This is a genomic window from Pseudoxanthomonas sp. CCNWLY206-1, from assembly GCF_039710385.1.
In the GTDB taxonomy this organism is placed as follows: domain Bacteria; phylum Pseudomonadota; class Gammaproteobacteria; order Xanthomonadales; family Xanthomonadaceae; genus Pseudoxanthomonas_A.
In genome coordinates this window covers 233897-259419 of sequence record NZ_JBDKXI010000009.1, presented here as the reverse complement: position 1 = coordinate 259419, position 25523 = coordinate 233897, and the positions used below count along the sequence as shown (strand labels likewise).

The 25523-nt window shown below is 62.4% G+C and carries 22 protein-coding genes, 1 tRNA gene and 1 pseudogene; 9 read left to right on the top strand and 15 right to left on the bottom strand.

Annotated features, from left to right (window positions below; all coding sequences use genetic code 11):
• Positions 1–222: 222 nt before the first annotated feature.
• The 7 genes from AADW18_RS19105 to tviB form a co-directional block, all read right to left on the bottom strand.
• A complete protein-coding gene (locus tag AADW18_RS19105) occupies positions 223–2106 on the bottom strand; it encodes a hypothetical protein (RefSeq protein WP_337344989.1) in 1884 nt (627 codons plus the stop codon).
• A 61-nt stretch (positions 2107–2167) separates the two neighbouring features.
• Positions 2168–3475, bottom strand: coding sequence for an outer membrane beta-barrel protein (locus AADW18_RS19100; RefSeq protein WP_337344988.1), 1308 nt, complete (start codon positions 3473–3475; stop codon positions 2168–2170).
• A gap of 262 nt (positions 3476–3737) precedes the next feature.
• On the bottom strand, positions 3738–4475 hold the full coding sequence (locus AADW18_RS19095) for a polysaccharide biosynthesis protein (protein WP_337344987.1): 738 nt from the start codon (positions 4473–4475) through the stop codon (positions 3738–3740).
• A gap of 309 nt (positions 4476–4784) precedes the next feature.
• The gene (locus AADW18_RS19090; RefSeq protein ID WP_337344986.1) at positions 4785–6377 is read right to left on the bottom strand and encodes an XrtA system polysaccharide chain length determinant; all 1593 of its coding nucleotides are present in this window, start codon (positions 6375–6377) and stop codon (positions 4785–4787) included.
• Entirely contained in the window at positions 6377–6997 is a 621-nt protein-coding gene (locus AADW18_RS19085) for an XrtA/PEP-CTERM system exopolysaccharide export protein (RefSeq protein ID WP_337344985.1), read from the bottom strand. The genes AADW18_RS19090 and AADW18_RS19085 overlap by 1 nt, the downstream gene beginning before the upstream one ends.
• Before the next feature lie 347 nt (positions 6998–7344).
• Positions 7345–8352 (bottom strand): NAD-dependent epimerase, encoded by a 1008-nt coding sequence (locus AADW18_RS19080; RefSeq protein WP_337344984.1) that lies wholly within the window; start codon positions 8350–8352, stop codon positions 7345–7347.
• A gap of 28 nt (positions 8353–8380) precedes the next feature.
• Positions 8381–9670: a Vi polysaccharide biosynthesis UDP-N-acetylglucosamine C-6 dehydrogenase TviB gene (tviB, locus tag AADW18_RS19075; RefSeq protein WP_337344983.1), complete on the bottom strand. Its 1290-nt coding sequence runs from the start codon at positions 9668–9670 to the stop codon at positions 8381–8383.
• Positions 9671–9935: 265 nt separating this feature from the next.
• On the opposite strand from tviB, the gene galE reads away from it, so the two are divergent.
• Positions 9936–10994 carry a UDP-glucose 4-epimerase GalE gene (gene galE / locus AADW18_RS19070; RefSeq protein WP_337344982.1) on the top strand — a complete coding sequence of 353 codons (1059 nt, stop codon included), beginning with the start codon at positions 9936–9938 and terminating at the stop codon, positions 10992–10994.
• A 247-nt stretch (positions 10995–11241) separates the two neighbouring features.
• A complete protein-coding gene (locus tag AADW18_RS19065; RefSeq protein ID WP_337344981.1) occupies positions 11242–12291 on the top strand; it encodes a diguanylate cyclase in 1050 nt (349 codons plus the stop codon).
• A 248-nt stretch (positions 12292–12539) separates the two neighbouring features.
• On the opposite strand, the gene AADW18_RS19060 is transcribed toward AADW18_RS19065, so the two are convergent.
• The 6 genes from AADW18_RS19060 to AADW18_RS19035 all read right to left on the bottom strand — a co-directional run bounded on the left by AADW18_RS19060 (position 12540) and on the right by AADW18_RS19035 (position 18123).
• Positions 12540–13376 carry an alpha/beta fold hydrolase gene (locus AADW18_RS19060; protein ID WP_337344980.1) on the bottom strand — a complete coding sequence of 279 codons (837 nt, stop codon included), beginning with the start codon at positions 13374–13376 and terminating at the stop codon, positions 12540–12542.
• On the bottom strand, positions 13373–14185 hold the full coding sequence (gene thiD / locus AADW18_RS19055) for a bifunctional hydroxymethylpyrimidine kinase/phosphomethylpyrimidine kinase (protein WP_337344979.1): 813 nt from the start codon (positions 14183–14185) through the stop codon (positions 13373–13375). Before thiD ends, AADW18_RS19060 begins: the two co-directional genes overlap by 4 nt.
• Positions 14175–14861, bottom strand: a complete 687-nt coding sequence (locus tag AADW18_RS19050; RefSeq protein ID WP_337344978.1) for a YoaK family protein — start codon at positions 14859–14861, stop codon at positions 14175–14177. Before AADW18_RS19050 ends, thiD begins: the two co-directional genes overlap by 11 nt.
• A gap of 266 nt (positions 14862–15127) precedes the next feature.
• Complete coding sequence (locus tag AADW18_RS19045) at positions 15128–16525, bottom strand: PhoH family protein (RefSeq protein ID WP_337344977.1); 1398 nt, start codon at positions 16523–16525, stop codon at positions 15128–15130.
• Between the two features lie 264 nt (positions 16526–16789).
• On the bottom strand, positions 16790–17296 hold the full coding sequence (locus AADW18_RS19040; RefSeq protein WP_337344976.1) for a peroxiredoxin: 507 nt from the start codon (positions 17294–17296) through the stop codon (positions 16790–16792).
• Positions 17297–17562: 266 nt separating this feature from the next.
• Positions 17563–18123 (bottom strand): glycine cleavage system protein R, encoded by a 561-nt coding sequence (locus AADW18_RS19035; RefSeq protein WP_337344975.1) that lies wholly within the window; start codon positions 18121–18123, stop codon positions 17563–17565.
• 190 nt (positions 18124–18313) lie between these two features.
• On the opposite strand from AADW18_RS19035, the gene dapA reads away from it, so the two are divergent.
• Entirely contained in the window at positions 18314–19219 is a 906-nt protein-coding gene (dapA, locus tag AADW18_RS19030; RefSeq protein WP_337344974.1) for a 4-hydroxy-tetrahydrodipicolinate synthase, read from the top strand.
• A gap of 15 nt (positions 19220–19234) precedes the next feature.
• Positions 19235–19762, top strand: a complete 528-nt coding sequence (locus AADW18_RS19025; protein ID WP_337344973.1) for a hypothetical protein — start codon at positions 19235–19237, stop codon at positions 19760–19762.
• Between the two features lie 138 nt (positions 19763–19900).
• Here AADW18_RS19025 and fdxA read toward each other — a convergent pair whose 3' ends face one another.
• Positions 19901–20224 (bottom strand): ferredoxin FdxA, encoded by a 324-nt coding sequence (fdxA, locus tag AADW18_RS19020; protein ID WP_337344972.1) that lies wholly within the window; start codon positions 20222–20224, stop codon positions 19901–19903.
• A 623-nt stretch (positions 20225–20847) separates the two neighbouring features.
• On the opposite strand from fdxA, the gene AADW18_RS19015 reads away from it, so the two are divergent.
• A complete protein-coding gene (locus AADW18_RS19015) occupies positions 20848–21552 on the top strand; it encodes a pirin family protein (protein ID WP_337344971.1) in 705 nt (234 codons plus the stop codon).
• A gap of 214 nt (positions 21553–21766) precedes the next feature.
• On the opposite strand, the gene AADW18_RS19010 is transcribed toward AADW18_RS19015, so the two are convergent.
• Positions 21767–21841, bottom strand: a tRNA-Glu gene (locus AADW18_RS19010).
• Between the two features lie 125 nt (positions 21842–21966).
• On the opposite strand from AADW18_RS19010, the pseudogene pcnB reads away from it, so the two are divergent.
• From pcnB to panC, 4 genes and pseudogenes are all read left to right on the top strand, one after another.
• Positions 21967–23280, top strand: a pseudogene (gene pcnB / locus AADW18_RS19005) (polynucleotide adenylyltransferase PcnB); the annotation flags it as partial.
• The gene (gene folK / locus AADW18_RS19000) at positions 23277–23792 is read left to right on the top strand and encodes a 2-amino-4-hydroxy-6-hydroxymethyldihydropteridine diphosphokinase (RefSeq protein ID WP_337344970.1); all 516 of its coding nucleotides are present in this window, start codon (positions 23277–23279) and stop codon (positions 23790–23792) included. The pseudogene pcnB and the gene folK, both read left to right, overlap by 4 nt.
• Entirely contained in the window at positions 23789–24601 is an 813-nt protein-coding gene (gene panB / locus AADW18_RS18995) for a 3-methyl-2-oxobutanoate hydroxymethyltransferase (RefSeq protein WP_337344969.1), read from the top strand. The genes folK and panB overlap by 4 nt, the downstream gene beginning before the upstream one ends.
• A 38-nt stretch (positions 24602–24639) precedes the next feature.
• Positions 24640–25482, top strand: coding sequence for a pantoate--beta-alanine ligase (panC, locus tag AADW18_RS18990; RefSeq protein ID WP_337344968.1), 843 nt, complete (start codon positions 24640–24642; stop codon positions 25480–25482).
• The last annotated feature ends 41 nt before the right edge of the window (positions 25483–25523 follow it).

Here is a 25523-nt window from a genome sequence, read left to right as displayed (position 1 = left end):
ACTTCCTCGGTCCTTTGACCAAAAAAGTGTTACCCATGTCCCCGCACACCCGTTACCCAGGTCTCCGGTCCGTACACACGAGCAAAGAAAGTGACGCCCGCTGCAAGCGCGGAAACCAACCGTCCTGTTAACTTACCGGCGCCAGCGCCAAGGAGCTTCGTGCTGGGACGCGATAACTTGAAGCGAAAGTGATCTAGCTTTGATTACATCAGAGTTGCAAGATCACTTCTCGCTCAACTCAACGACATACCCACTTTCGCCACCGGCAATATCAATCCGCCATCCCCGACGAAACTCCTGCGCATCCACACTGCTCCAATCATGGACGCTCAACGTCGCATTGGCCGGTTCCAATACCCGCACATGCAGACGTCCGGCGGTGGCTTCATTGCCATTGATGGCAGGCTTCACCGGTACGTTGAGTTGGAACACCGCGCGAGTGCCCGAGCCCAATTCAAAGCGATCCGTTACTTTCAGCTTGCGCGAAGCGAAATCCAACTGGCGCTCCCAGTGTTTGAGCGCCGGGTTGCCCCGATAGACGGGTGTCAAATCGGCGAGTGCGGTGAAGGCGCCATCGGTGCCAGGTTCGAACTTCACAGATGAACGCGACTGCGGGCTTTCGCATTGGTGCACGATGGCATCGCCGCGCGGCGCGGCGCACTGCGACGCGCTGGCGTTGTTGCGTTCGAAGCGCACCACGTTGTGCACTTCGGTGCCTTGCTGGATGCCGCTATGGCTCCAGATATTTTCGGTGACCACCAGCCAATCGCGGGCGAACAGCGTGAAGGAGCCTTGGTCCTGATGCGCATGGCTTTCGTTGTAAGGGCCGGCGACAAACGAAATCCACATCGCGTCCTTGTCCCAACCGGTGCGCGCAAAAAAATGACCGGTGCCTTGTGCATAGTAGGAAAGCGCCGTTGGTGGCGCGCCGCCACCACCCGCGGCCAGCAAGTCGTAGCGGCTGTTGAATCCGCCGCTCATCTGCCGCACCGCGATGGAATCCAACCACCAGGACGACATGGCGAGCGCGGCCGGTTCCTGGGTCAGCTGCCTGGCTTCCAGTACCAGGCGGCGGTGATAGTCGTACAGTTCCGGCACCGAATTGCGCGCTTGATCGCCGATGGGGGCAAAGCGATCCAGCGTCGGCACGGTGGCATGCGTCCAGTAAGCGATGCTGTCGTGTGCGTGCGAACTGGCGCCTGCGAGATCCTCGCCCGTGCTGTCGCGCCACAAGCGGTACAGAGCAAACAGACGCATCTGTGCCGCGCCGTAGCCGGTGCCTTCCTGGCTGCCGCCACCCGGCAGCTTGGCGTAGTACGCCTTCAGCGCCGGCAGCCGATGCTCGCGCAGGTCCTTCAGCCAGGCATCGCTGCCGCTGACCAGCGCCCAGTACATCGTCGCTTCCAGGAAGCTGTAGTAGTAGTTGTTGCCGGGATTGTCGACCGACCACCCGGTCCATGGGTGCGGTCGGCCGCCCCACTGCGCGGCATCGTGATGCCAGACATTCCACACGGCTTGTTCCGCGTAGGCCGACCAGCGCTTGCGCTGTTCCGCGCTGACGTCACCGGAGCAACTGTGCAGCGTCAAGGCCAGATCGGCGATGTGCGGGCCGACTTCCAGATACGAGTCGCCCGAGATCGCGGGCCGTCCACCACCGGCGATAGTCGTTTCGGCTTCGGAGACCTGTGCTTCCACCATCCGCACCGCCAGTTCGCAATATTTCTTCCCGCCGGAAAGCAGGTGCATCAATGCCGCATCGCTCGCGGAAAATGCATATCCCGGACTGCCGGCGACTGCTGCATCCACGAAGGAGCGGAAGCGGCCGTAAGCAGGCGATTTCTTGTCGAGGTAGGAAAGGTCGATCTTCAGGCGGTCGCCGGCGGCAAGTGGCGTCGCCGCTGCGGCAGCGGATTGTTCGGGCGGAGTAGGCGATTCCGTGTCGGGCGTCGGCGCCTGCTGCGCAGGAGAATCGGTTATCGCCGTCGTTTCTTCCGGGAGTGCCTCGCTGCATTGGGCCATCGCGGCGGCGAGCAAAGCGAGCAGCAACAGAAACGCGCTGGGCCAGCCGTGAGTCAGTGCACGCGAAGGGCGGGATGACTGGCGCATGGTTTACTCCTGGTCTGTTAGCGCTTTCCCTTCTCCCCCCGGGAGAAGGGAAGCTAAGCAATCAACGGTTACCGTAAGTGACGTTCAAGTACACGATATTCTGCGAAACATCTTCGCCCACGACGCTGCTGTCGCGCTTGTAGCGTTCCCACTGCAAGCCCACGCTCCAGTGCCTGACCCATTGATAACGCAGCGTGGCGCCTATGCGCAGCGTGTCCTCGTCGCGATTCAACGACGTATAGGTGCGTCTTTCATCGGCGGCGTACATGCCCAGTCGCAGCGTACTGCGCACCAGCCAACTGAAGTCCGCGCTCGCGCCGTGGCTATCCTGATCGAACTCGTCCGATTCGATGTAATCGCGTTCCTGCACGAACGGCGTGATCGAGAACTGTATGCGCGTGCCGGTGTAGGCATAGCCCAGATCCAGGCTGCGGACCTCATAAGGCGAAGCGTTGACCACGGCGTCGCCGGTCAGCACGTTTTCCGGCAGCGTTGCGTCGGCCTCGATGCCGCTCAACGCGTCGACCGCAGTATCGGAGAACTCGCTGGACGCGGCCAGGGTAAAGCTGCTGCTGGCGGTGGGATTCCACGTAGCATCGGCACGTATCAACGGCTCGGAGCGGTTTTCGCCATCTCCTTGCCGATAGCTGATACGCGAGTAGCCCAGGTCGGCGCCAAGTTCGAAATGCGCCAGTGTGCGCACATAGCGTGCATATAGATCGTAGCGGTCGTAGTCGCGGGCAACGATGTCGTCATCGAAGTCCACGCGCTGGCCTTGCACGTTGAAGGTCACGCGACTGGTGGGTGTCAGTTCCTTGATCATCCGCAATGCGGTGGCCAAGCGTTGCGAGTTGAACTCGTCGGTGACCTCGGCATCGCTATGGACGTAGCGCAGTTCTGCCTGCCCATGCAGCGAAGGCGACCAGGCGACCAGCAAGGTGGGACCCGCCGAGAACACATTCACCTGTTGGCGATTGCCAGGGGCGTCGGGCGCCAGCGCATCCACCGGCTGCACCGTCAGGCTGTCCTCGGCGCTGAAGAACAGGCGCTGCGGAATGGCGATCCAGTTGAGCCGGCCGGCCAGCGTGCCGTCCACGGTGTCCCGGAATATCTCGTCCTCATAGTCGCGGTACTCCACGCGCCCATCGAGGCTGGCCTGCAGCGAAGAGTTATTTTCGGTGACGGTGAATCCCAATCCGCCGCGAAGATAGCGTTGGTCGATGGGATCGGTGGTGCTGAGGGTGACGTTGTCGTTCTGTTCAACGCCCGCATCGATGGTGTAGTCCACCCGCGCCGCGGTCGCCGTGCCGGAGACGCTGGCCAGCGTAGCGGCTGTCACGACCGAGGCGTGTACGTATTTCCAGCGCATGCGCCTACTCCTTATGTTCTTGTCTAGAGCGTGATCCGGCTTTTGCTCTGAAAGGCAAGAGCAAATCCCCCTCAAAGCTTTTCAACCGCCGAATGGCGGGTCATCCCCTTTCTTTTCAAAAGGGAGAGGTAAGCAATACTTTTCACCGCTCACCGCTCACCGCTCACCGCTCACCGCTCACCACTCACCACTCACCACTCACCACTCACCACTCACCACTCACCACTCACCACTCACCACTCACCACTCACCACTTCCCGACTCAAGGGAGATGGTTGAAAACCACGCCCGCCAGTTTTTCGGGGGGGAAGGTCGCTGTAGCTTTCTCGATGTTTTCCGCTGTCGTCATGCCATAACCGGCCACCAGCACCACCAGGTCTGCCAGTTCGGACAGGATGCGGGCATCCGGCGAACCGAGCACCGACGGGCTGTCCAGGATCAGGTAACGGTCCGGGTAACGGCTGCGCAGCGAATCGACCATGGCGCGCATGCGGAACGAACTGAACGACTCGCCGCTGGTTTCGCGCTGGCTACCACTGGGAATCAGCCGCAGGCGCGGAATGCCGGTGCGGTAAATGACCTTGCCGGCATCCAGCGTGTTGTCGCCCAAATAATCCATCAGGCCACCTTGCGGGGCATCTACATGCAGTGCCATGTGCTGCGAAGGATGCAGCGCATCGCAGTCGACCAGCAATGAGGTCTTGGTGTCGTCGAAAGCGAAGGCGGTGGCCAGGTTGCGGGCGACAAAGCTGCCGCCACACCCGTGGCCGATCGGCGCGACTAGCGTAACGAAGTTGCGTTCGCCACCTAGTGCGAGCAATCGCGTGCGCAGTTCGCGGAAAGCATCGGCCTGCACGCGCACCGAATCGTTGCGGTGGATCAGGCGGCGACCTTCCAGTTCCACCGGGCTAAGCGCTTTCGGTTCGTCCAGCAATGCCAGGGAACGTGCCGTGTCAGCGCGATTCGGCAGGCTATGCGTACGGTCGTTTTCCTGATTCACGAGCAATTCCAGGTTGTTAGAGCGTGTTATGGGCATTGGGGTGAGTCCGAAGGTGGTTGTCGCGGTGTCAGGCAAGGCGCACGCCGCCGGGTAGGCTGGCCGCCTTGCCAAGGCGTGCAACGCTGCATGGCGCCGCGACAGCCACCTTCCCGAAGGGTGGCTCGCCTGCGCTGCAGCCGCGGCGTTGTCCGGCTTGCCTTGGGCACCACCCAAGGACGGCGCCGGACGCCTTGCGGCGACAACGCAGGCGAGCCACGGATCTCATCCCAATGCCCATAACACGCTCTCTGTCGATTCATGGCGATGACATCAGGCGTTGAGCTGCTTGAGCCCGAAGACCACGCCATAGGCGAGGAAGACAACGACTACCATGCCGACGCTCATCGCGGTGCGCATGTACTGCTGCCGTTTGTCGCGAGGCGTGTGGTAGGTGGGAATCACGGTCAGCAGCGGAAGGTCGGCGACCTTCTTCAATTGCAGCGGCGAGCGGATGCGGGGATCGAAACGCGCACGCAGGAACACCAGGCCCAATGGCAGACCGATGGCCACGAACAGGCCGGCCACGGCGAAGTGCATGAAGCGCAAGCCGGTAGGACGCAGCGGCATGGTCGCGGGGTCTTGAACGCGCAGGGTCAGGCCGCGTTTTTCGCGGTCCAGTTCCATCGACACGCGTGCGTTCTCGCGGCGGCGCAGCAGATCCTGGTAGATGTCGCGGTTGACCTCGTAGTCGCGGGTCAGCTCGGCCAACGCGCTTTCGGATTCGGCGATGCGGCCGCTGCGGTGGAGTTCTTCGTTCAACATCGACTCGGCGATGCTCATCCGCGACTGGGTCGCGGCCAGTTCGCGGCGGGCTTGCGCTTGCTGACTGCGCAGTTCCTGATAAAGCGGGTTGAGCTGGGTGTCGTCGAAAGGACTGCCGCTTTGCGGTGCCTGCGCGCGACGTTCCTGCTCATTGCGCATGGACTGCTGCAAGTCGGCCATCTGGTGGCGGATGCGGAGCACGTCGGGGTGCTGTTCGGTGTAGTTCAACAGCAGACGGTCCAACTGGCTCTGCAGTTCCAGGATCTGTGCTCGGTACAGGCTTTCGCGGGTCTGCACGGCGGTCACCGAGGATTCGCCGGACAGCTGCGAGGTGATGGCGTTCTCGCGCGAGCGTTGTTCCAGCAGCGCCATGCGCGTCTGCTCGACCTGCGTGCGCAGCGAACTGATGCGGGTATTGACATCGGTCACGCTGCCGGGCTGGGCATCGGCATTCCGGGCACGGTAGTCGCGCAGGTTGTTTTCCGCTCCCAGCAGCTTGTTGTGGTAATCGGTCACCTGGCTGCTGATGAACTCGTACGCCTCGCGGCTTTCGCGTTCCTTGGCGGCCAGGCTTTCCTTGATGAACATCTCGCTCAGACGCTGGGTCACGTCGTAGGTGCGCTTGGCATCGTTGTCGCGATAGGTAATCTGGACCAGATTCGGACGCGGGCTGTTGATCGTGATGCGGCTCTTCAAGTCCTCGATCAGACGGTCCTGTTTGACCGGCGAGGGATTGTCGCCCAACCAGCCGCCGGTTTTAAGGGCGTCTTCCAGCACTCTGCGGCTGTAGATCACCTGGCGTGCCATGCCGGCGCGATCGGTGACGGTAGTGGCCACAGCGCGGCCTTCCAGCAGCGGCTGGATGATGTCGCTTTCCTGCGCCAGGATGGTGGTCGCCGCGGTGTAGTTCTTGGGTAGCAGCAACAAGCCGACGACCAGCGTCAGCAACGCGACGGCGGCGAATATCGCTGCCAGCGTCAACCGATTCCGCCGTGCCTCGATCAGCAGGATCGGCATCAGTTCGCTGGGTGTCAGTGCGTGCGCCGCCGCTTGCGGCGCCGAGGCCAGGCGGCGAGGGCCCGGAAGTGCATTTTGGCTCATCAGAAAGTCCGCTCTGGCACGGTGATGACATCGCCCGGCGAGACCGTGTAGTTGGTGCTCAGGTCGCCGCGGTTGAGGATGCGGTCCAAGCGGATCGCATAAGCCTGCGTGGCTTCGCTGGTCTTGCGATGCAGGTTGGAACGGTCGGATGCGGCGAACTCGGTAATGCCGCCAGCAGCCAGCACGGCGTCGAGCACGGTCATGCCGGGGCGATAGGGCAAGGACACCGGCTGACGCACCGCGCCGGTCACACGTACGCGCGACAGATATTCGTGACTGCGCAGATCGGTCAGGATCACCGACACCTGCGGGTCGCGTACATAAGCAGCGAGTTTCTGCTGGATGTCCGCGGCGACTTCCGGCGGCGTGCGGCCGCCCGCGGCAACGTCGCCCACCAGCGGAACGGAAATCATGCCGTCGGGACGCACCGGCACCGTGATGCCGAGTTCGGGATTGCGCCATACGGCGACCTGCACGATATCGTCCACGCCGATACGGTAGGCGTCGGTAGACAGAGTATTTTTTGTGGGCGGCGGTGCTTCGCTGCTGCCGCTAGAGGCGCAGCCGCCAAGCGCCAGCGAAAGACCCAGGGCCAAGAGGCCGGTGAAGATGAGTCTCATCAATTTTTCCCCGTGTTGGATTACCCTGAATAACGCGGATAACGCGTCGATCCGGCCAATCGGATTGCGGGTGGGGGAAGCTCATGGCTTTTCCCTTCTCCCTCCGGGATGAAGGCATGCGGCTTACGAGCTATCGGCTCGTGCATGCCTGAATGCCCTGCGTGCTACGCAGGGCCGGGGCACGAGTGAGGTGGCGCGTAGCGACGGATGAGGGAATGGATTGTCCGCTTGTAGCGAACTTGGCTAGCGAGTCGTTGCCATTCCCTCATTCGCCCTTCGGGCACCTTCTCCCGGAGGGAGAAGGGGAAGAGCCTCGCCGCTCTTTTCTCAGAAGGGTGGAAACAACCTCAGATCGAATAAAACTCCCGATACCACTCGACAAAGCGCTTCACACCCGTCTCGATAGGCGTGGACGGTGAGTAGCCGGTGTCGCGGCTCAACGCCTCAACATCGGCATACGTGTCGGGTACGTCGCCGGGCTGCAGCGGCAACATGCGCCGTTCGGCCTTGCGGCCCAGGCAGTCTTCCAGCACTTCGATATAGCGCAGCAGTTCCACCGGCTGATGGTTGCCGATGTTGTACAGCCGATACGGCGCGGTGGAACTGGCCGGAGTGGGTTGCATGGGGTTGTACAGCGGGTCCGGCCCGGGCACGCGGTCCAGCGTGCGGATGATGCCTTCGACGATGTCGTCGATATAGGTGAAATCGCGGGTGTGCTGCCCGTTGTTGAAGACTTCGATCGGTTCGCCCGCCAGGATCTTGCGGGTAAACAGGAACAGCGCCATGTCCGGCCGGCCCCATGGGCCATAGACGGTAAAGAAGCGAAGGCCGGTGGTGGGCAGGCCGAACAGGTGGCTGTAGGTATGCGCCATCAATTCGTTGGTCTTCTTGGTCGCCGCATACATGCTGACCGGGTGGTCGACGCTGTCCTCCACCGAAAAAGGCAGCTTGCGGTTGGCGCCATAGACCGAACTGGACGATGCATAGACCAGGTGCTCGATGCCGCGGTGGCGGCAGGCTTCCAGGATGTTCAGGAACCCCACGATGTTGCTGTCGATATAGGCGCGCGGGTTTTCCAGCGAATAGCGCACGCCGGCCTGTGCCGCCAGGTTGACCACCCGCTCCGGTGCGAACTTGTCGAACGCGGCTTTCAGCGCCTCGTCGTCTTCCAGCGAACCTTGGACGAAGCCGAAACGATCATGCGGCAGCAGCTTGGCCAAGCGGGCTTCTTTCAACCGCGGATCGTAGTAGGCGTTCATGTTGTCGAAGCCGAAAACATCATCGCCGCGAGCCAGCAGGCGTTCGCTCAGGCGTGAGCCGATGAAGCCGGCGGCGCCGGTAACCAGTACGCGCATTCTCGATCTCTTTGTTGGGGCCAGGGTCTTACAAGCAATCGTCGACGCAATCGCGCGGCAATACGCGCTTGACGTCGAACACCACTGCGCCGGGCTTGCCGAGGGCACGGATGCCGTCGGCACCGATGGCGATGAATTCGCGGTGCGACACCGCCAGGATCACCGCATCGTACTTGCCCAGTTCCGGCTCAGCGACCAGGTCAAGGCCGTATTCGTCCTTGGCTTCCTTGGCGCTGACCCAGGGGTCGTGGATATGCACGTTGGCATTATAGCTACGCAGTTCGGCGACGATGTCGACAACGCGTGTATTGCGCAGATCCGGGCAGTTTTCCTTGAACGCCAAGCCCATGATCAGGACGTTGGAGCCTGGCGTCTGCAGGTTGCGCTGGGCCATCAGCTTGGCGACGCGGCGGGCCACGTGGCTGCCCATGCCGTCATTGATGCGGCGGCCAGCCAGGATCACGTCCGGGTGGTAGCCGATCTGCTGGGCCTTGTGAGTCAAATAGTACGGATCCACGCCGATGCAATGGCCGCCGACCAGGCCCGGCCGGAACGGCAGGAAGTTCCATTTGGTACCAGCGGCTTCCAGCACTTCATGGGTGTCGATGCCCAGGCGGTGGAAGATCAGCGCCAGTTCGTTGATCAGCGCGATGTTGACGTCGCGCTGGGTGTTTTCGATCACCTTGGCCGCTTCGGCCACGCGGATGCTCGAGGTCTTGTGGGTGCCCGCCGTGATGATGGCGCCGTACAGGCTGTCGACGAAATCCGCCGCTTCGGCGGTGGAGCCCGAGGTGACCTTCAAGATGGTTTCCAGGCGGTGCTGCTTGTCGCCGGGGTTGATCCGCTCGGGGCTGTAGCCGGCGTAGAAATCCTGGTTGAAGGTGAGGCCCGATTCGCGCTCGACGATCGGCACGCAGACTTCCTCGGTAGCGCCCGGGTATACGGTGGATTCGTAGATGGCGACGCCGCCCTTGGCGATGGCGCGGCCGACGGTGCGGCTGGCCGACTCCAGCGGGCGCAGATCCGGCCGCTTGTATTCATCGATCGGCGTGGGCACGGTGACGATGAAGACGTTGCAGCCGGCCAGTGCTGTCGGGTCGTCGCTGAAACTCAGATACGCGGCATCGCGCAGCTCTTCTTCCGATACTTCCAGCGTATGGTCATGGCCGTTGCGCAGCTCGCCCACGCGCTTGCTGTTGATGTCGAAACCCAGCGTAGGGAAGCGGCGGCCAAAAGCGGTAGCCAGCGGCAGGCCAACGTAACCCAGGCCAATGACGGCAATCTTGACCTGGTCGAGCGTGGGCAGTGGAGCTTTCATCAAGGTATCGGTCCGGATGGAATGGAAAGGTGTCCGCAGCGGAGTCTAGCGGATGCATGCCCCTGTCTTGGCCGGGCACGCAATCTGCTGCGGGATTACGCGGACTAACGCTTAAAGCATGCGACAGAGGACACTTCCTCCTTTAAAAAGGGGCAAAAGCTGGAGGCTATTCCCTCCTGCCACTCACTATGTGGCCTATATGCACGTCTTCTGGCGTTTCCTCTAGCGACACGCCGGCGTTGCCGGTTCTTCGGGGAACAATGGAATGCGGATCCTGCTTTGCGGCGGCGCTGGCTACATCGGCTGCCACACGTATACGGTGCTGGTCGAGCGCGGCCATCAAGTCGTCATCGCCGACAACTTCGTCAATAGTTCGCCCCAGGTGCTGGCGCGGCTGGAACAGGTGACGGGAAAACCCGTGCCGTTCCACCCGCTGGACATGCGCGACCGGCCGGGCGTGGATGCGTTCTTCGCGCGGCAGACGTTCGACGCAGTCGTGCATTTCGCAGCATTGAAGGCTGTGGGCGAATCTTGCGAACGTCCGCTCGATTATTTCGAAAACAATATCGCAGGCACCATCTACCTGCTGCAGGCGATGCGGGAAGCGGGTGTGCCGCGATTGGTATTCAGCTCCTCGGCCACCGTCTATGGCGAGCCGGATTCCGTGCCGGTGCGCGAAGACGCACCCTTGCGGGTCACCAATCCGTATGGACGTACCAAGTTGGTCATGGAGGAACTGATAGGCGACGTATGCAGGGCCGACCCGCATTTCCGCGCCGCCAACCTGCGCTACTTCAATCCCGTGGGCGCGCATGCGTCTGGATTGCTGGGCGAAGACCCATCTGATACGCCCAGCAACCTGATGCCCTATATATGCCAGGTGGCGGTGGGCCGGCGCGAAAAACTGCGCATCTTCGGCGGCGACTACCCCACGCCGGACGGCACGGGCGTGCGCGACTACATCCACGTGATGGACCTCGCCCGAGCCCATGCTGACGCACTCGACTACCTGGTCAATGAAGACCGCAATCTCACCGTCAATCTCGGCACTGGCCGCGGTATCAGCGTGATGGAATTGGTGCAGGCCTTCGCCAAGGCATCCAGTCGCGAGGTTCCGTACGAAATCGTCGACCGCCGCCCTGGCGACGCCGCCGAAGTCTATGCCGACCCCGCCTTGGCCCAACGTTTACTCGGCTGGCGCGCGGAACTGGACGTTGACGCCATGTGCCGAGATGCCTGGCGCTGGCAGTCGATGAATCCTTATGGATACGCGGCGGGCAGAGTGGAAGAAGAGCGCGTGGAAGAGGCTGTTTCGTTGGTTTAAGAGCTGACTGTAGGAGAACCGCTTTCCCCACCGCGGCTAGCGATGTTCTATTGTGGGAGCGACGTAAGTCGCGACGCTTTCCTGGCAGCTTTGGGCAATCGGGTCGCGACTTACGTCGCTCCGACAATGAAGGATTTCGAAGGATGCGGTAGCCGCAGAGCGCCCACCTTCGGTCGCTTCAGCCGCATATGGACGCCGCCGAAGCTTTCACCCAGAATCGGTGGAACAGGACGTCCTTGGCAAACCCTTGCCCATAGAAGAAGCCCGCACCACCGCGGAACGCAGCCGATCCCGATTCGGGCTGCGTACTTATCGGATGCGTACGCTGGGGCTTGCGCTGGGCATCGTTTGCATCGGCGCGGTCTTCCTCGACCATGGAGCGAGCCCGGCACTATGGGCGCTGCTGCTGTTCAACGGATTCGTGTGGCCGCACATCGCATTTCTGCTGGTGCGGCGCAGCAGCGAGCCCATCCAGGCCGAATTGCGCAACCTGACCTTGGACGCGGCTGTGGGTGGCTTCTGGATAGCGGCCATGCACTTCAACGCACTGCCCAGCGTATTACTCGCGGTCATGCTGACCATGGACAAAGTGATCATCGGCGGTCCGCGCTATGGTGCAAAGACGTTCGGCGCCATGGCCGCCACCTGCCTGGCCAGTAGCGCGGGCTGGGGATTCGCGTTCGAACCCTTCACCAGCCAACGCGTGGTGCTGGCCTGTCTGCCATTTCTGGCGATCTATCCGACCGCGATTGGTTTTGCCACGCACGCGATATCGCGCAAGGCGCAGCAGCAGAAAGACCTGCTGGAAAAAATGGCGCGTTTCGACGCCGCTACCGGCTTGATGAATCGTCAGCAATTGTTGTTCGCCGCGTCGGTGGAACTGCGGCGCTACCAGCGCACCGAGCGCCCATCGGTACTGATCATGATCGATATCGATAATTTCAAGGGCATCAATGACACCCACGGCCACACCACCGGTGACGTGGTGGTGGAAGAGTTCGCGCACCTGATGCAGGCCTGCTTGCGCGACACCGATACCGGTGGCCGCTACGGCGGCGACGAATTCGGCATCGTCATGCCGGACACCCGTTGGGAAGAAGCCATCGTCGCCGCTGAGCGCCTGCGCCGGCAGGTCGCCGCCTACGCTTTCACGCCGCATGATCTGCACTGCACCGTCAGTATCGGCCTGTCCCAGCTAGGCCCGCACGTCACAACAGTCAACGACTGGATCAACGCCGCCGATAGCGGCTTGTATCAGGCCAAGCGGCGAGGACGCGATTGTGTGGTGGTGGGGTGAGATCGCCCGGCGCGAATTCGCCGGAAGAGCGCCTGTTGTAGGGCTTCATCGCGTCAATTTTTTCGACTTGTAGGATGCGGTAAGCCAAAGGCGCACCGCATCGTTCGCGTCTTTCATGTGAGGGGTTATCGTCCCGCTCCAGATCTTCGCGACCGATGCGGTTCGCTTCGCTTACCGCATCCTACGTGGGTTGTTTCTCGCAAGGCCGCGTCGTTGCATGCGGAAAAGGCTTTCGGCGGCGTGAAGTGTCATGCCAATAGCCCATCAGCAACCGCCCGCGGTTGCTTCATCCAACCAAAATGATCCGCCCGCACCCCCAGCGCTTCTCTCCGCAGCACATGCGTATGCGCGGTGGAAAGCGGCATCTTGTCCAGCAGCGCCTGCAATGAACTCCGGGGCGCCAGCCAGTCGTCATCGAACATGACGCACGAGATGCGGGCGACAATGTTCGATAGCGCTTCTTCCAGGTCGATTTCCATTCCCGCCGCCGCGTAGCGTCCGCTCAAGCCGACACGTGCCCAATCGCGGATGAGGCCGCGGGCTTCCTCGCCGCCAAAGCCCAGTTTTCGGCCGGGCAGGGCGCCGCGGCGGTCTGCCAGCCAAGGCGCGAACTGATAGAAGAAGGGCAGGCCGTAGCGTATCGGCGCGGGGAAGCTGCGCCAGTGCGGTGTGCCGCTTGCGACCACCCATAACTGTTCAAAGTCGTGCGGATACACGCCCAGGTAGCACGCGGCGAGTTGGCCGCCGAGGCTGTGGCCGCCGATGATGCGGGCACCAGTGGGAACGTGTTCGCGCACTGCCGCGTGGCTGATAGGCAGGTCTTCCATCAGCAGTTGCCGGTAGCCCCAATCGCTGTTCCGGTTTGGCCGCAGATTGCTGGTGCCGTTGCCGCGCCACTCGTGTACGAATACCGCCAGGCCCCGTTCGGCCAGTGCGTCGGCGAACGGCAGGTAATGCTTTGCGGCAACGCCCAATGCAGGCAGCCACAGCAGCGAGCCATGCGAGTGTGTGGGAATACGTGCGTGCAATACGAAACTGTGGTGGTCCTGGGTGGATAACCCGATATCCAAGGCGTCGAAGCTCATGAGGTTGGCGCTGCTCCGAAATGATCAAGGACGACAATGTCACTGCGGCCAGGGCGATAGCCGCGTTGCAGGGCGACATGCACATAGTTGGATGCGGCGAAGCAGGCGTCCTTCAACGCGAGACCGTGGCACAGATTGGCCGCGATGGCCGATGCCAGCGTGCACCCGGTTCCATGCGCTTCCAGTGGCAGCCGCGGGTGGGCGATCTCGCTGATGTTTTTGGCATCAGCGTATAGATCCGTCACCTCGCCGTCGTCTTGCAGATGACCACCTTTCAGGAACACTGCGTTCGCACCGAGCGCGCGTAGATCGACGGCGGCGGTGTGCATCGCGGCCCGATCAGGGATACGGCGACCGAGCAGTAGTTCGGCTTCGGGCAAATTGGGGGTAATGACGCTCGCCAGCGGTATCAAGCGTGTACGCAGTGCGTGCAGGGCGCTGTCTTCCAGCAGTTTGGCGCCGCTGGTGGACACCATCACCGGGTCCAGGACTACAAAGCGAGGACGGTGATTTTCCAGTGCTGTCGCGACCACTTCGATGACTTCGGCATTGGCCAGCATGCCCAGCTTCACCACGCCGATAGCGAAGTCATCGAAACAAGCGTCCAGTTGCGCGCGCAGGAAATCCATCGGCGGCACACTGACCGCGGTAACGCCGCGGGTGTGCTGCGCGGTCAACGCCGCGATCGCCGAGAGGCCGTGCACGCGATGAGCGGCGAAGGTCTTCAGATCGGCCTGGATGCCGGCGCCGCCGCCGGAATCAGAACCGGCGATGGTCAAAGCGCTGAGCGAGCGAGAATTACCGTCCATTCGTCCCTTTTGTGATCCATAACTGCCGTTGTCGGTAAAGCGTATACGCGATGCCGGTTACGCCTGTCAGCGCGGCGGGAATATAGAGAGTGCGATAGCCAAGAAGCGAGAACATCCAGGCGCCGGCGATGCCGCCCAGCAGGAAGGCGCTGATCACCACCAGGCACAGGGCCACACGCCGTCGTGGTATCTGCATGCCGCGGAGGCGATGGCCCAATGCGATGCCCACGTCGGTGAACAGTCCGGTGACGTGGCTGGTGCGGATCAGCGATCCGCTATAGGTGGAAGCCATGGCGTTCTGCAGACCGCATGCCGCGGCCGCCAGCAAGGCACCGGCGATATGCCCGTTTTCGAATAGCGGTACCGCCGATCCCAGCAGTCCGGCTTCTATCGCCAATACCACGCCGTAGCGGCGGCCCAGCTGCAGTGTGCTGTCTTGAATGATGAGTCCGCTGACGGTGGCGCCTAGTACGAAAGAGAGCGCGACACCTATCAGGTGCCAGGCGGCGCGCCCGTCGTGTTGCGCGATGGCGGCGCCCAGCAAGGACGTGGTGCCGGTGAGATGGGTGACGGCCTGGTGTTCGAAACCCAGGAATCCCACCACATTGACCATGCCGGCGATACAGGCCAGCGAGCCTGCGCCTATCCAGACCCAACGGGGAAGTTGGATGCCCATTTGGGATGCTTATCTCGATGATCGTGTCATTGAGAGTCTAAGCGATGGCGGAGGGTGGATTGGGGTGTGGCGGCGAGGAGAAGCAAAAACAGCGAAGCCCGCCTCTCGTAGAGCGGAGCTTGCTCCGCTGCTCTTGCGGGGAGGTGCGGACAGGAGCAGCCGAGCAAGCTCGGCTCTACGAGAAGAGCAAAAGCAAATCCTCCTTCAATCCCCCTTTTTACAAGGGGGGTGAAAGCGCGAATCTTTCCCGATTCCCGATTCCCGCCTCAAAGCACCTCGGACGCGTAATCCGCCAAACGCGAGCGTTCGCCGCGGCGTAGGGTGATGTGGGCGCTATGGGCCCAGTTCTTGAAGCGGTCGACGGCGTAGGTCAGGCCCGAGGTGGTTTCGGTCAGGTACGGTGTGTCGATCTGTTCCACGTTGCCCAGGCAGACGATCTTGGTGCCGGGGCCGGCACGCGTGATCAATGTCTTCATCTGCTTGGGCGTGAGGTTCTGTGCTTCGTCCAGGATCAGGTAGCGGCTGAGGAAAGTGCGGCCGCGCATGAAGTTCATCGAGCGGATCTTGATGCGGCTGGCCAGCAGATCGTTGGTGGCTGCGCGGCCCCAGGCGCCGCCTTCCTGGTTGTGGGTCAGTACTTCCAGGTTGTCGGTCAGCGCGCCCATCCAGGGCGTCATCTTTTCCTCTTCGGTGCCGGGCAGGAAGCCGATGTCTTCGCCGACGCTGACGGTTGCGCGGGTCATGATGATTTCGCGATAGCGCTGTTGATCCATCGTCTGCGCCAAGCCTGCAGCCAGTGCGAGCAGGGTTTTGCCGGTGCCCGCAGTGCCCAGCAGGCTGACAAAGTCGATCTCCGGATCCATCAGCGCGTTGAGCGCGAAGTTCTGTTCGCGATTGCGCGCGGCGATGCCCCACACGGCATGCTGGCCGCTTCGGAAATCATCGACCAGGGTCAGCGTGGCGCGGCGGTCGGCGCTGATGCGCACCACCCGCAGTTCCACTTCGTCTTCGCCGGGCAAGTACAGGAACTGGTTGGGATACCAGTCCTCATCCTTGGTCATCGTCACTTCATAGCTGGTGCGGCCCTTGTCGCTCCAGCTGCGCAGGTCGGCATTGTGCGCATTCCAGAAATCTTCCGACAGTTCGGTGGCGCCGGTGTACAGCAGGCTGAAATCGTCCAGCGCGCGATCGTTCTCATAGTCCTCTGCGGTCAGGCCGCTGATCGCGGCCTTGATGCGCAGGTTGATGTCCTTGGACACCAGGATGACCGGAATGTCGGGGTTCTCGTCGCGCAGTTCCAGCACCGAGGCCAGGATCTTGTTGTCCGGCGCCACCGTGCCGAAAGTGCGGCCGGGATCCGCGGGACGCGTCTGGAAATACAGCTTGCCGATCTGCGTGCGGTTGAGCTGCAAACCCTGCGGATGGTTGAGGATGATGCCTGCCTGGAGGTGTTCGGCGCCGACACCTTCGATCAGCTCATCAAGGAAGCGACTGACCTGACGAGCGTTGCGGCTGACTTCGGACGTGCCTTTCTTGGCGTTGTCCAGTTCTTCGATCACCTGCATGGGCAGGAAGACATCGTGCTCCTCGAATTTGAATAGCGCGGTGGGATCGTGCATCAGCACGTTGGTGTCCATCACATAGATGCGCTTGCTTCGGGTCATCAGCGGGCAGTCCTAGGGTGCTGGGTGGGGAAAAGAATCATCGGTGAAGCTTCGTAAAGCGGAGCTTGTGCTTGCATCCCGTGGGGGCTCCGCTGTCTCTGATCTGGGGATGTAGAGCCGATTTACGAGAGTGGATTCGGAGCAGCGGAGCAAGCTCCGCTCTACTCAGGCTGACGAGCAGCCGAGCACGGCCAATTCGCGGGCGGCCGCAAGCCACCGCGACCCGCGGAGCGGGGCAGTGAGTGGGGAGGTAAACGGGGGGTGTCACTTGGTCTGGGCCGCCTTCAAGGCTTCCAGCACGGCTTCGGCATGGCCGGGGACTTTCACGCCGCGCCATTCCTGCGCGATGCGGCCGTCGGGCGAAATCAAGAAAGTGCTGCGGACGATGCCCAACACCTTGCGCCCGTACATGTTCTTTTCATGGATGACATCGAAAGCCTTGCACAGCTTTTCGTCGGCGTCGCTGATCAGTGGGAACTTGAAGCCTTGCTTGGCGCAGAAGTTATCGTGCGATTTGACCGAATCACGCGACACGCCCAGCACGCTGGCGCCCAGCTTTTTGAACTTGGGCAGCAATGCGTTGAAATCGAGGCCTTCGGTGGTGCAGCCGGGTGTGCTGTCCTTGGGATAGAAGTACAGCACCAGCCATTGGCCAGCGTAGTCGGCGAGTTTGGCAGCGCCTGCGGCGGAGTGAGCATGATCGCCGCCCGACAGGGATAGCGGCAGATTGAGCGTGGTCTTGGGGAGAGCTTTCGCGCCGGTTGCCGTCATCTGGAGGGCCTGTTAACGCTATTGGTATGAGCCACGTTGCTTCCCCGCCTTGTCAGGGGCTTGTGCGTGGCGCAGCGACAGGCTGGTGGCCTGTTCAAGCCGCGCGCAAGTTCCTGGCGAGGCGGGGAAGCAACCCGAAGGGCCGCAACCCAGTGCGCACGGGGCCGCGTCATCACTCGGGCGTGTATCGGCATACATTTCCTCATTCTTCCTTGCCCCGCACACACTGGATTGCGGCGTGGCTTATCCCAATAGCGTTAAAGGCCCTAAAACTTCATCGGGTCCATGATCGCGTCCAGGTTCAGATGGTCGCAGAATTCGAGGAAATCGTCGCGCAGTGCGGCGATGTGCATATTGGCCGGCACACCGATCGTCACCTGCGCCGAGAACATTTCCGCGCCGGTCTGCATGGCGCGGTAGCGGGTGCTTTGCAGGTTCTCGATGGTGATTCCCTGGCGGTCGAAGAAATCGGCCAGTTGGAACAGGATGCCGGGCTTGTCGGCCGCCACCACTTCCACGATGTAGGGCAGCAGATTGGACTGCACCACTTTCGGTCCGGTGCGGTACCAGACCAGCTTGAAACCTTCTTCGCGCTCCAGCCTAGTCAGCATGGCTTCCAGCTTGGCGACCGCGTCCCACGAACCCGTGGCCAGCGCGGTCACCGACACATCGCGCCCGACGGTGGACAGGCGCGCATCGACCAGGTTGCAACCGCTGTCGGCGATCCGGCGGGTGACCGACAGTAGCGGCGACTCCGGATGCGTCGTATAGGCGTTGATCAGGAGGTGGTTTTCGGTCGGCGAAGGCCGGGGCGTGGAATCGGTCAAAGGGGCTTCCGGCAGTACAGCTAGTCTGAATGGCGGCCGGGCGACCGCCCGACGCTGAGTGCAGCATACTTGCCCGCGCTTTCGCGCCGCAAGTAACATGCGGCCGTCATGGTTGTTCCGACCCTCCGCCCCGACGCGTGTCCGGCGGCAGGTTCGAGCAGAACGAAAAAATTTCCAGAGAGCCCTCATTTTGCATCTTTCCGGCAGCATCACCGCACTGGCCACGCCGTTCACGACAGCCGGCGCTCTCGACCTGGACGCTTGGCGCCGTTTGCTGCAACAGCAGTCCGAAGGCGGCACGCAAGGCATCGTCGTGGCCGGTTCCACCGGCGAAGCCGCAGCGCTGTCGGATGAGGAATACGACACATTGCTGCGCATCGCCGTCGAAACCGTCGGCGGGCGCATGGCGGTACTGGCCGGCACCGGCCAGATGAACACCGCCAAGACCATTGCGCAGACTCGCCGGGCTGCCGCCGGCGGTGCCCAGCTGGCGCTGGTCGTCACGCCGCCTTATGTCCGCCCCACGCAGGCCGGGCTGATCGCGCACTACCATGCGGTCGCTGACGAAGGCCGACTACCGGTGGTGCTGTACAACGTTCCCGGCCGCACGGGTTGCGACCTGCTGCCGGAAACCGTGGCCGAACTGGTAACGCATCCGAACATCATCGGCATCAAGGAAGCGCGCTCCGAACCCGAGCGCATGTCGGCGCTGCTGGCGCTGCGTAACGACGCCTTCGCCGTGTTGAGCGGCGACGACCCTACCGCCTGCCGCGCCATGCTGGCCGGTGCGGATGGGCTGATTTCGGTCGGTTCAAACGCTTTACCCGGTGCTTTCCGCAGGCTCTGCGATCTGGCCCGCAAGGGCGACCGCGCCGCTGCCGAAAGCTGGGATGCGCAACTGCAGGAGTTCTACGGCTTCCTAGGCGTCGAATCCAACCCCATTCCCGTCAAGGCGCTGCTACAGCGCTTCGGCATCGGCGAAGGCTTGCGCCTGCCGCTGTTGCCTTTGTCGGCACCTCACCGCGCCACCGCCGATCGCCTCGCCGCGATGGCGATGACGCTGGAACAATCCAGCCGCGAAACCATCGCGGCCTGAACTCAGGAGCTCACCATGCGTTTTTCGTCTTCCCTTTCGCGCTCGCTTGCCCTTGCGCTGTTGGCCGTCTCCGTCGCCGGCCTTTCCGGCTGCAAGTGGTTCAAGAAGGGCGCCAAGGGCGATTACGCCCTTAGCCCGGAAACCCGCCCGTTGGAAGTACCGCCGGATCTCAACCTGCCCAGCACCTCGGGCGCCATGCAGATACCGGCGGCAGGGGGACAGGCAACGGCCGCTACGCCAAGCGCTAGCGCTTCCGCTGCCGCGCCTGCTGCTTCCGGTGGTTTCAATGTCGCCGGTTCCCGAGATGAAGTCTTCGCCAAGGTCGGTGATGCGCTGGGTAGCATCGAAGGCGTCAACATCGCCAGCCGTGCGCAGTTGCTGGGTACTTACGACGTTGCGTATGAAGGCTCGAACTTCCTGGTGCGTGTCGTTGGTGTTGAAGCCGGTGCCTACGTGTCCGCCGTCGATCCCCGCGGTTTGCCGGCAACTGGCGAAGCTCCGACCAAGTTGATGGCGGCGTTGAAGGCCAAGTTGGGCGGTTGAGGCAGCGCGGTTTCGCCGAAAAAAAGGGCGCCGATGGCGCCCTTTTTTGTTTTCGTAGAGCCGAGCTTGCTCGGCTGCTTTTCGATGCGTGCATTCAGGCAAAAAGCAGCGGAGCAAGCTCCGCTCTACGATATCTACTCAACGCTCCAGCAACGGCAGCTTGCCCGGCTTGCCTTCCCATTCCTTCGCATCTGGCAACGGTTCTTTACGCGTGGTGATGACCGGCCAGGCTTTCGACAACTCAGCGTTCAACGCCACATAGCCTTCCTGCCCCGCCGGTACGTCGTCCTCAGGGTAGATCGCGTTGATCGGGCATTCCGGCTCGCACAACGTGCAATCGATGCATTCGTCCGGATCAATCACCAGGAAATTCGGGCCTTCGTGGAAGCAATCCACCGGGCACACTTCCACGCAGTCGGTGTATTTGCATTTGATGCAGTTTTCAGTGACGACGAAGGGCATTTAGGTATCGATTCGGTCCGCGGTAACCGCATAAGTCTAAATCACGCAGCGGCGAGCGATGAGAGGGATTTTCAAAGTGGAGGCGAAACCGCCGCGTTCGGATCGGTATCGGAGCCGAAACTTCACTGGCTTGGCTGTTGAAGAGCATTGACCAGTTTCGCTGTTGCGGTGCGCCGGGCAGACCCATGGCTCCAGAAGCCTGAGACACGGGTCCCGTCGTGCCGCGGAGGCGCTTTTCAACAGCCAAAGGGCGGTTATGGCGAGCGGTCTTCGATTCCGCTGTAAGGCGGCGGTCCCGGGGGCCAGGCGGTAGCGGCAGCGACGGCACCGATGTTCCGCGGGCTTGCTTCAATTGAACGCCGGAGGTGACGGGGATTTCGCCCGTGGGACGTTATGGTCGACTGATGGCCGGAGTTGCGGCAGAAGCGCGAGCGAATGCTGATGTAGACATGGCGTCGGACTCATGGGCGCGCCAGAGCAGTTATTGTCTCGTTTCTGGACTTGCATATACACAATTCTATTATTTGATACAAAAATAGAACAACCCATTGAGGCCGGACCGGCTTATCGCCATCGCCAACCAGCCTCATCCTTGCGCAACTTCCTCAACAGACGAGTTCGCCATGATTACTCTTCGTCCCGCCCACGAACGCGGCCACGCCGACCATGGTTGGTTGGATTCCTGGCACAGCTTCTCCTTCGCCGATTACCGCGATGATCGCCATGTCCACTGGGGGCCGTTGCGGGTAATCAACGAAGATCGCGTGGCGGCAGGCCGTGGTTTTGGCGAGCACGGCCACCGCGACATGGAGATCATCAGCTATGTCCTGGAAGGTGCGCTGGGCCACAAGGATTCGATGGGCAACAGCTCCAGCATCGTGCCTGGCGACGTGCAACGCATGAGTGCCGGCACTGGCGTGCAGCATTCGGAGTACAACTACAGCGACGCCGGGACAACTCATTTCCTGCAGATATGGATCATCCCTGATCGCACCGGCGTGGCCCCCTCATACGAGGAAAAGCGATTTTCCGCGGAAGAGAAGCAGGGACGTCTGCGATTGGTGGTCAGTCCGGACGGTAGCGATGGCTCCGTCAGCATTCACCAGGACGCGCGGATGTATGCCGGGTTGTTCGATGGAGACGAAAAGGGCGAGCTGGATCTGGCCGAGGGCAGGCTCGGGTACGTACACGTGGCGCGCGGCGAAGTGTCGGTGAATGGACACGCGCTTTCGGCCGGCGATGCCCTGCTGTTGGAGGACGAGTCGCTGATCAGTATCGCGGGAGGTCGCAGCGCGGAAGTGCTGGTGTTCGATCTGCCCCGGCTTTGAGTAGCCGAAGACAGCTGGGGTAGGAACGGCGTCTCGCCGCGAGCTCTTCCTGTCAGGTCGCGATAGAAGCGAGGAGCTCGCGGCGAGACGCCGCTCCTACAACAGAACAGCGAGCAAGAGACAGAGAGGAAGGAATGACGCGAGATCGTTGCAGCCGCTTAGGCAGGCCGTTATCGGCCCTGCCGCGGTTGATTGCCTGGTGACTACCGGAAAATGGCGCTCCCTAGGGGGCTCGAACCCCTGTTTTAGCCTTGAGAGGGCCACGTCCTAACCACTAGACGAAGGGAGCGTTTGGGTGATGCTCGGCAGACGCATTAGTATATGCGGCGGCCACGGCCTCGGGCAATCGCCCGTTATAGTGGCCCGTCCTGTCTTCGTCCTTTCGGAATCGCCATCATTACCTCGCAAGCCGCTCTGCGAATCATCCCCCGCGATCAGCACACGATTTCGCGCAAGGACATCAGTCCCAACGCGCTGCGCGTGCTCTACCGCCTGCGCGATGCGGGCTTCACCGGTTATCTGGTGGGTGGAGCGGTGCGCGATCTGCTGGTGGGCGGACACCCCAAGGACTTCGACGTGGCCACCGACGCCACGCCGGAGCAGGTCAAGCAATTGTTTCGCAATTGCCGCCTGATCGGCCGCCGTTTCCGGTTGGCGCACGTGGTGTTCGGCCGCGAGATCATCGAGGTCGCGACGTTCCGCGCCAACATCGATGATGGCAGCGGCGACCGCGAAATGGACAATGGCCGGCTGGTTCGCGATAACGTATTCGGCAGCATCGAAGACGATGCCGTGCGCCGCGATTTCACTGCCAATGCGCTGTACTACGCCATCGAGGACTTCTCGGTGCGCGACTACGTCGGCGGCTTCGAAGATGTGCAGGCGCGCATGCTCAAGCTGATCGGCGACCCGGAAGAACGCTACCGCGAGGATCCGGTGCGCATGCTGCGGGGCGTGCGGTTGGCAGCCAAGCTGAATTTCGAGATCGAGGCGAGCACCGCCGAACCGATCGCACGGCTGGCCCCGCTGCTGGCTTCGGCCGCGCCGGCGCGGTTGTTCGAGGAAATACTCAAGCTGTTCCTCTCCGGCCATGCGGTCGCCAGTTTCGAAGGCTTGGAGCGATTCGGGCTGGTGCAGGCATTGTTGCCGGAAACGGCGGCGGCGCTGGCATCCAACCGCAGCGGAGCGCTGCGGCGGATGCTGTTGGAAGGGCTGCGAGGGACCGACCGCCGCGTGGCCAACGACGAGCCCGTATCACCCGCCTTCCTGTTCGCCTTGCTGCTATGGCCCGCCTATTGCCGCGCGTTGATGGCGCTGCAGGCGCAAGGCGTGCATGCCGAAGAAGCGCAGCGGCGCGCGGCCGACCGAGTGACGCTGCACCAAGTGACCACCGTGGCTTTGCCGCGCCGGTTCTCACTGCCAATGCAGGAAATCTGGCTGCTGCAGACGCGTTTCGCCAACCGCCAGCGCAAGCGGGTGATGCGTCTGCTTTCGCACCCGCGCTTCCGCGCCGCCTACGATTTCCTGGTGCTGCGTCTGGCGGCATCCAATGAACATGCCGATGACGTCGCTTTCTGGCGCGAGGCGCAAACTCAATCCAGCGAAGAGCTATCCGCCACGCTGGGCGTCACCGTACCCGGAGACAGCTATACCGACGACGACGCACCGCCTTCCAAGCGCCGCCGCCGCCGTCGCCGCCGTAGCGGCGCCTCCGCCCCATCGGAATGAGCGGCAACAAGGTGGTCGCCTTCGTGGGCCTGGGTGCGAATCTGGGCGACGCCGCGACGACGTTGCGGCAGGCCATCCAAGCATTGGGCCGACTGCCCGGTACCCAACTGGTGCAAGCGTCGCAGTTGTACCGTACACCTGCTTGGGGTAAGCAGGATCAGCCTGATTTCATCAACGCCGTAGCGAAGTTGGAAACCCGGCTAACGGCGCACGCGCTGTTGGAGGCACTGCTGGCCACCGAGCGCGAATTCGGCCGCGATCGGCTGGATGCCACGCGCTGGGGGCCGCGCACGTTGGACCTGGATCTGCTGCTGTATGCCGATTTGACGATAGATCAGCCGGGCTTACATGTGCCGCATCCGCATCTGCACCAGCGGGCGTTTGCCTTGGTGCCGTTGCTGGAAGTCGAGCCCGAGGCCCGTATTCCGGGTTACGGCCCCGCGCGGGACGCTGTGTCCGAGTTGGATCTGTCGAATATCCATCCGTTATGCGTGGATAATGAAACGCTATGAGTACTCATACCGACAGCAAGCCCTGGACCGTTCCCGCTTTAGCCGACGCCAAGCGCGACAAGCGCAAGCTGGTCATGTTGACCGCCTACGACAACAGCTTCGCCCGCGTGCTGGACGCCAACGGCGTCGATCTGGTGCTGGTGGGTGATTCCCTGGGCATGGTGGTGCAGGGACACGATTCGACCTTGCCGGTGACGGTGGAAGACATCGTCTATCACACCGCTGCGGTGGCGCGCGGTCTGCAGCGCGCTCTGCTGATCTCGGATCTGCCGTTCCAGTCCGATGCCACGCCGGAACGCGCGCTGGATGCCTCGATCGCGCTGCTGCAAGCGGGTGCGGAAATGGTCAAGCTGGAAGGCGCCGGCCACAAGCTCGACGTCATCCGCTTTCTGGTGGAACGCGATATCCCGGTGTGCGCGCACCTGGGCCTGACACCGCAATCGGTGCTGAAGTTCGGCGGCTACAAAGTGCAAGGCCGCGACGAAGCGGCCGCGGCAAGGCTGCACGCCGACGCGCAAGCCGCGGCCGAGGCGGGCGCTGCAATGCTCGTGCTGGAATGCGTGCCTTCTTCGGTGGCATCCTCGATCACCACGGCTATCGGGATTCCCACCATCGGTATTGGCGCCGGCCCCGGCTGCGATGGACAGGTGCTGGTGCTGCACGATTTTCTCGGCCTGGATACCGGCCACCGGCGCCCCAAGTTCGTCAAGGATTTCCTGGCCGAAGGCGGTTCGGTCGCCGGCGCGGTGCGCGCCTTTGCCGACGCGGTGCGCAGTGGCGCATTTCCTGATGCCAGCCATTCGTACTGATCGCGCAGCCGCGCACTGAAAGCGGAACAAGAACACCGATGATCGAAACCATCACCGAGCTGGATGCGCTGCGCACCCGCGTCAATGGCTGGAAGCGCGAGGGCCTGCGGGTCGGTTTCGTACCCACCATGGGTAATCTGCACACCGGGCACTACTCGCTGGTGATGCTGGCACGCCAGTACAGCGACCGCGTGGTATCCAGCGTGTTCGTGAATCCGACGCAGTTCGGGCCCAGTGAAGACTTCACCCGTTATCCGCGTACCCCGGAAGCCGACACCACCGGACTCGAAGGCGCCGGCTGCGATGTGCTGTGGCTGCCCACGGTGGAGTCGATGTATCCCTTCGGCGTCGAATTGGCGGCCAAGGTGCATGTGCCCGGCGTCAGCAGTTTGCTGGAAGGCGCGCACCGCCCGGGTCACTTCGACGGTGTCTGCACGGTCGTCACCCGCTTGTTCAACCAAGTGCAGCCGGATGTGGCAGCGTTCGGTAAGAAGGATTACCAGCAGCTGGCGGTGATCCGGCAAATGGTCCGCGATCTCGCGTTCCCTATCGAAATTCTGGCTGGCAGCATCGTCCGCGAAAGCGACGGCCTGGCGATGAGCTCGCGCAATCAGTATTTGTCCGCGGAAGAGCGCCCGCGTGCCGCGGAGATACGCAAGACCCTGCTCGCGATGCGCGACGGCATTGCTGCCGGTCAGCCACGCCTGGACGTGGAAGCCGCCGCCGCTCGCCGGCTCGCTGATGTTGGCTTTGCAGTGGACTACACCGTTGTTCGCCGTCCCGATCTGAGCGAGCCACAGGATGGGGAACAAACCCCACGTGTGGCGTTGATCGCAGCCCGCTTGGGCAAGACTCGGTTGATCGATAATTTGGAGTGGTGAGCGGGGCGGGAGCCTCTTTTCCTTCTCCCGGAGAGAGAAGG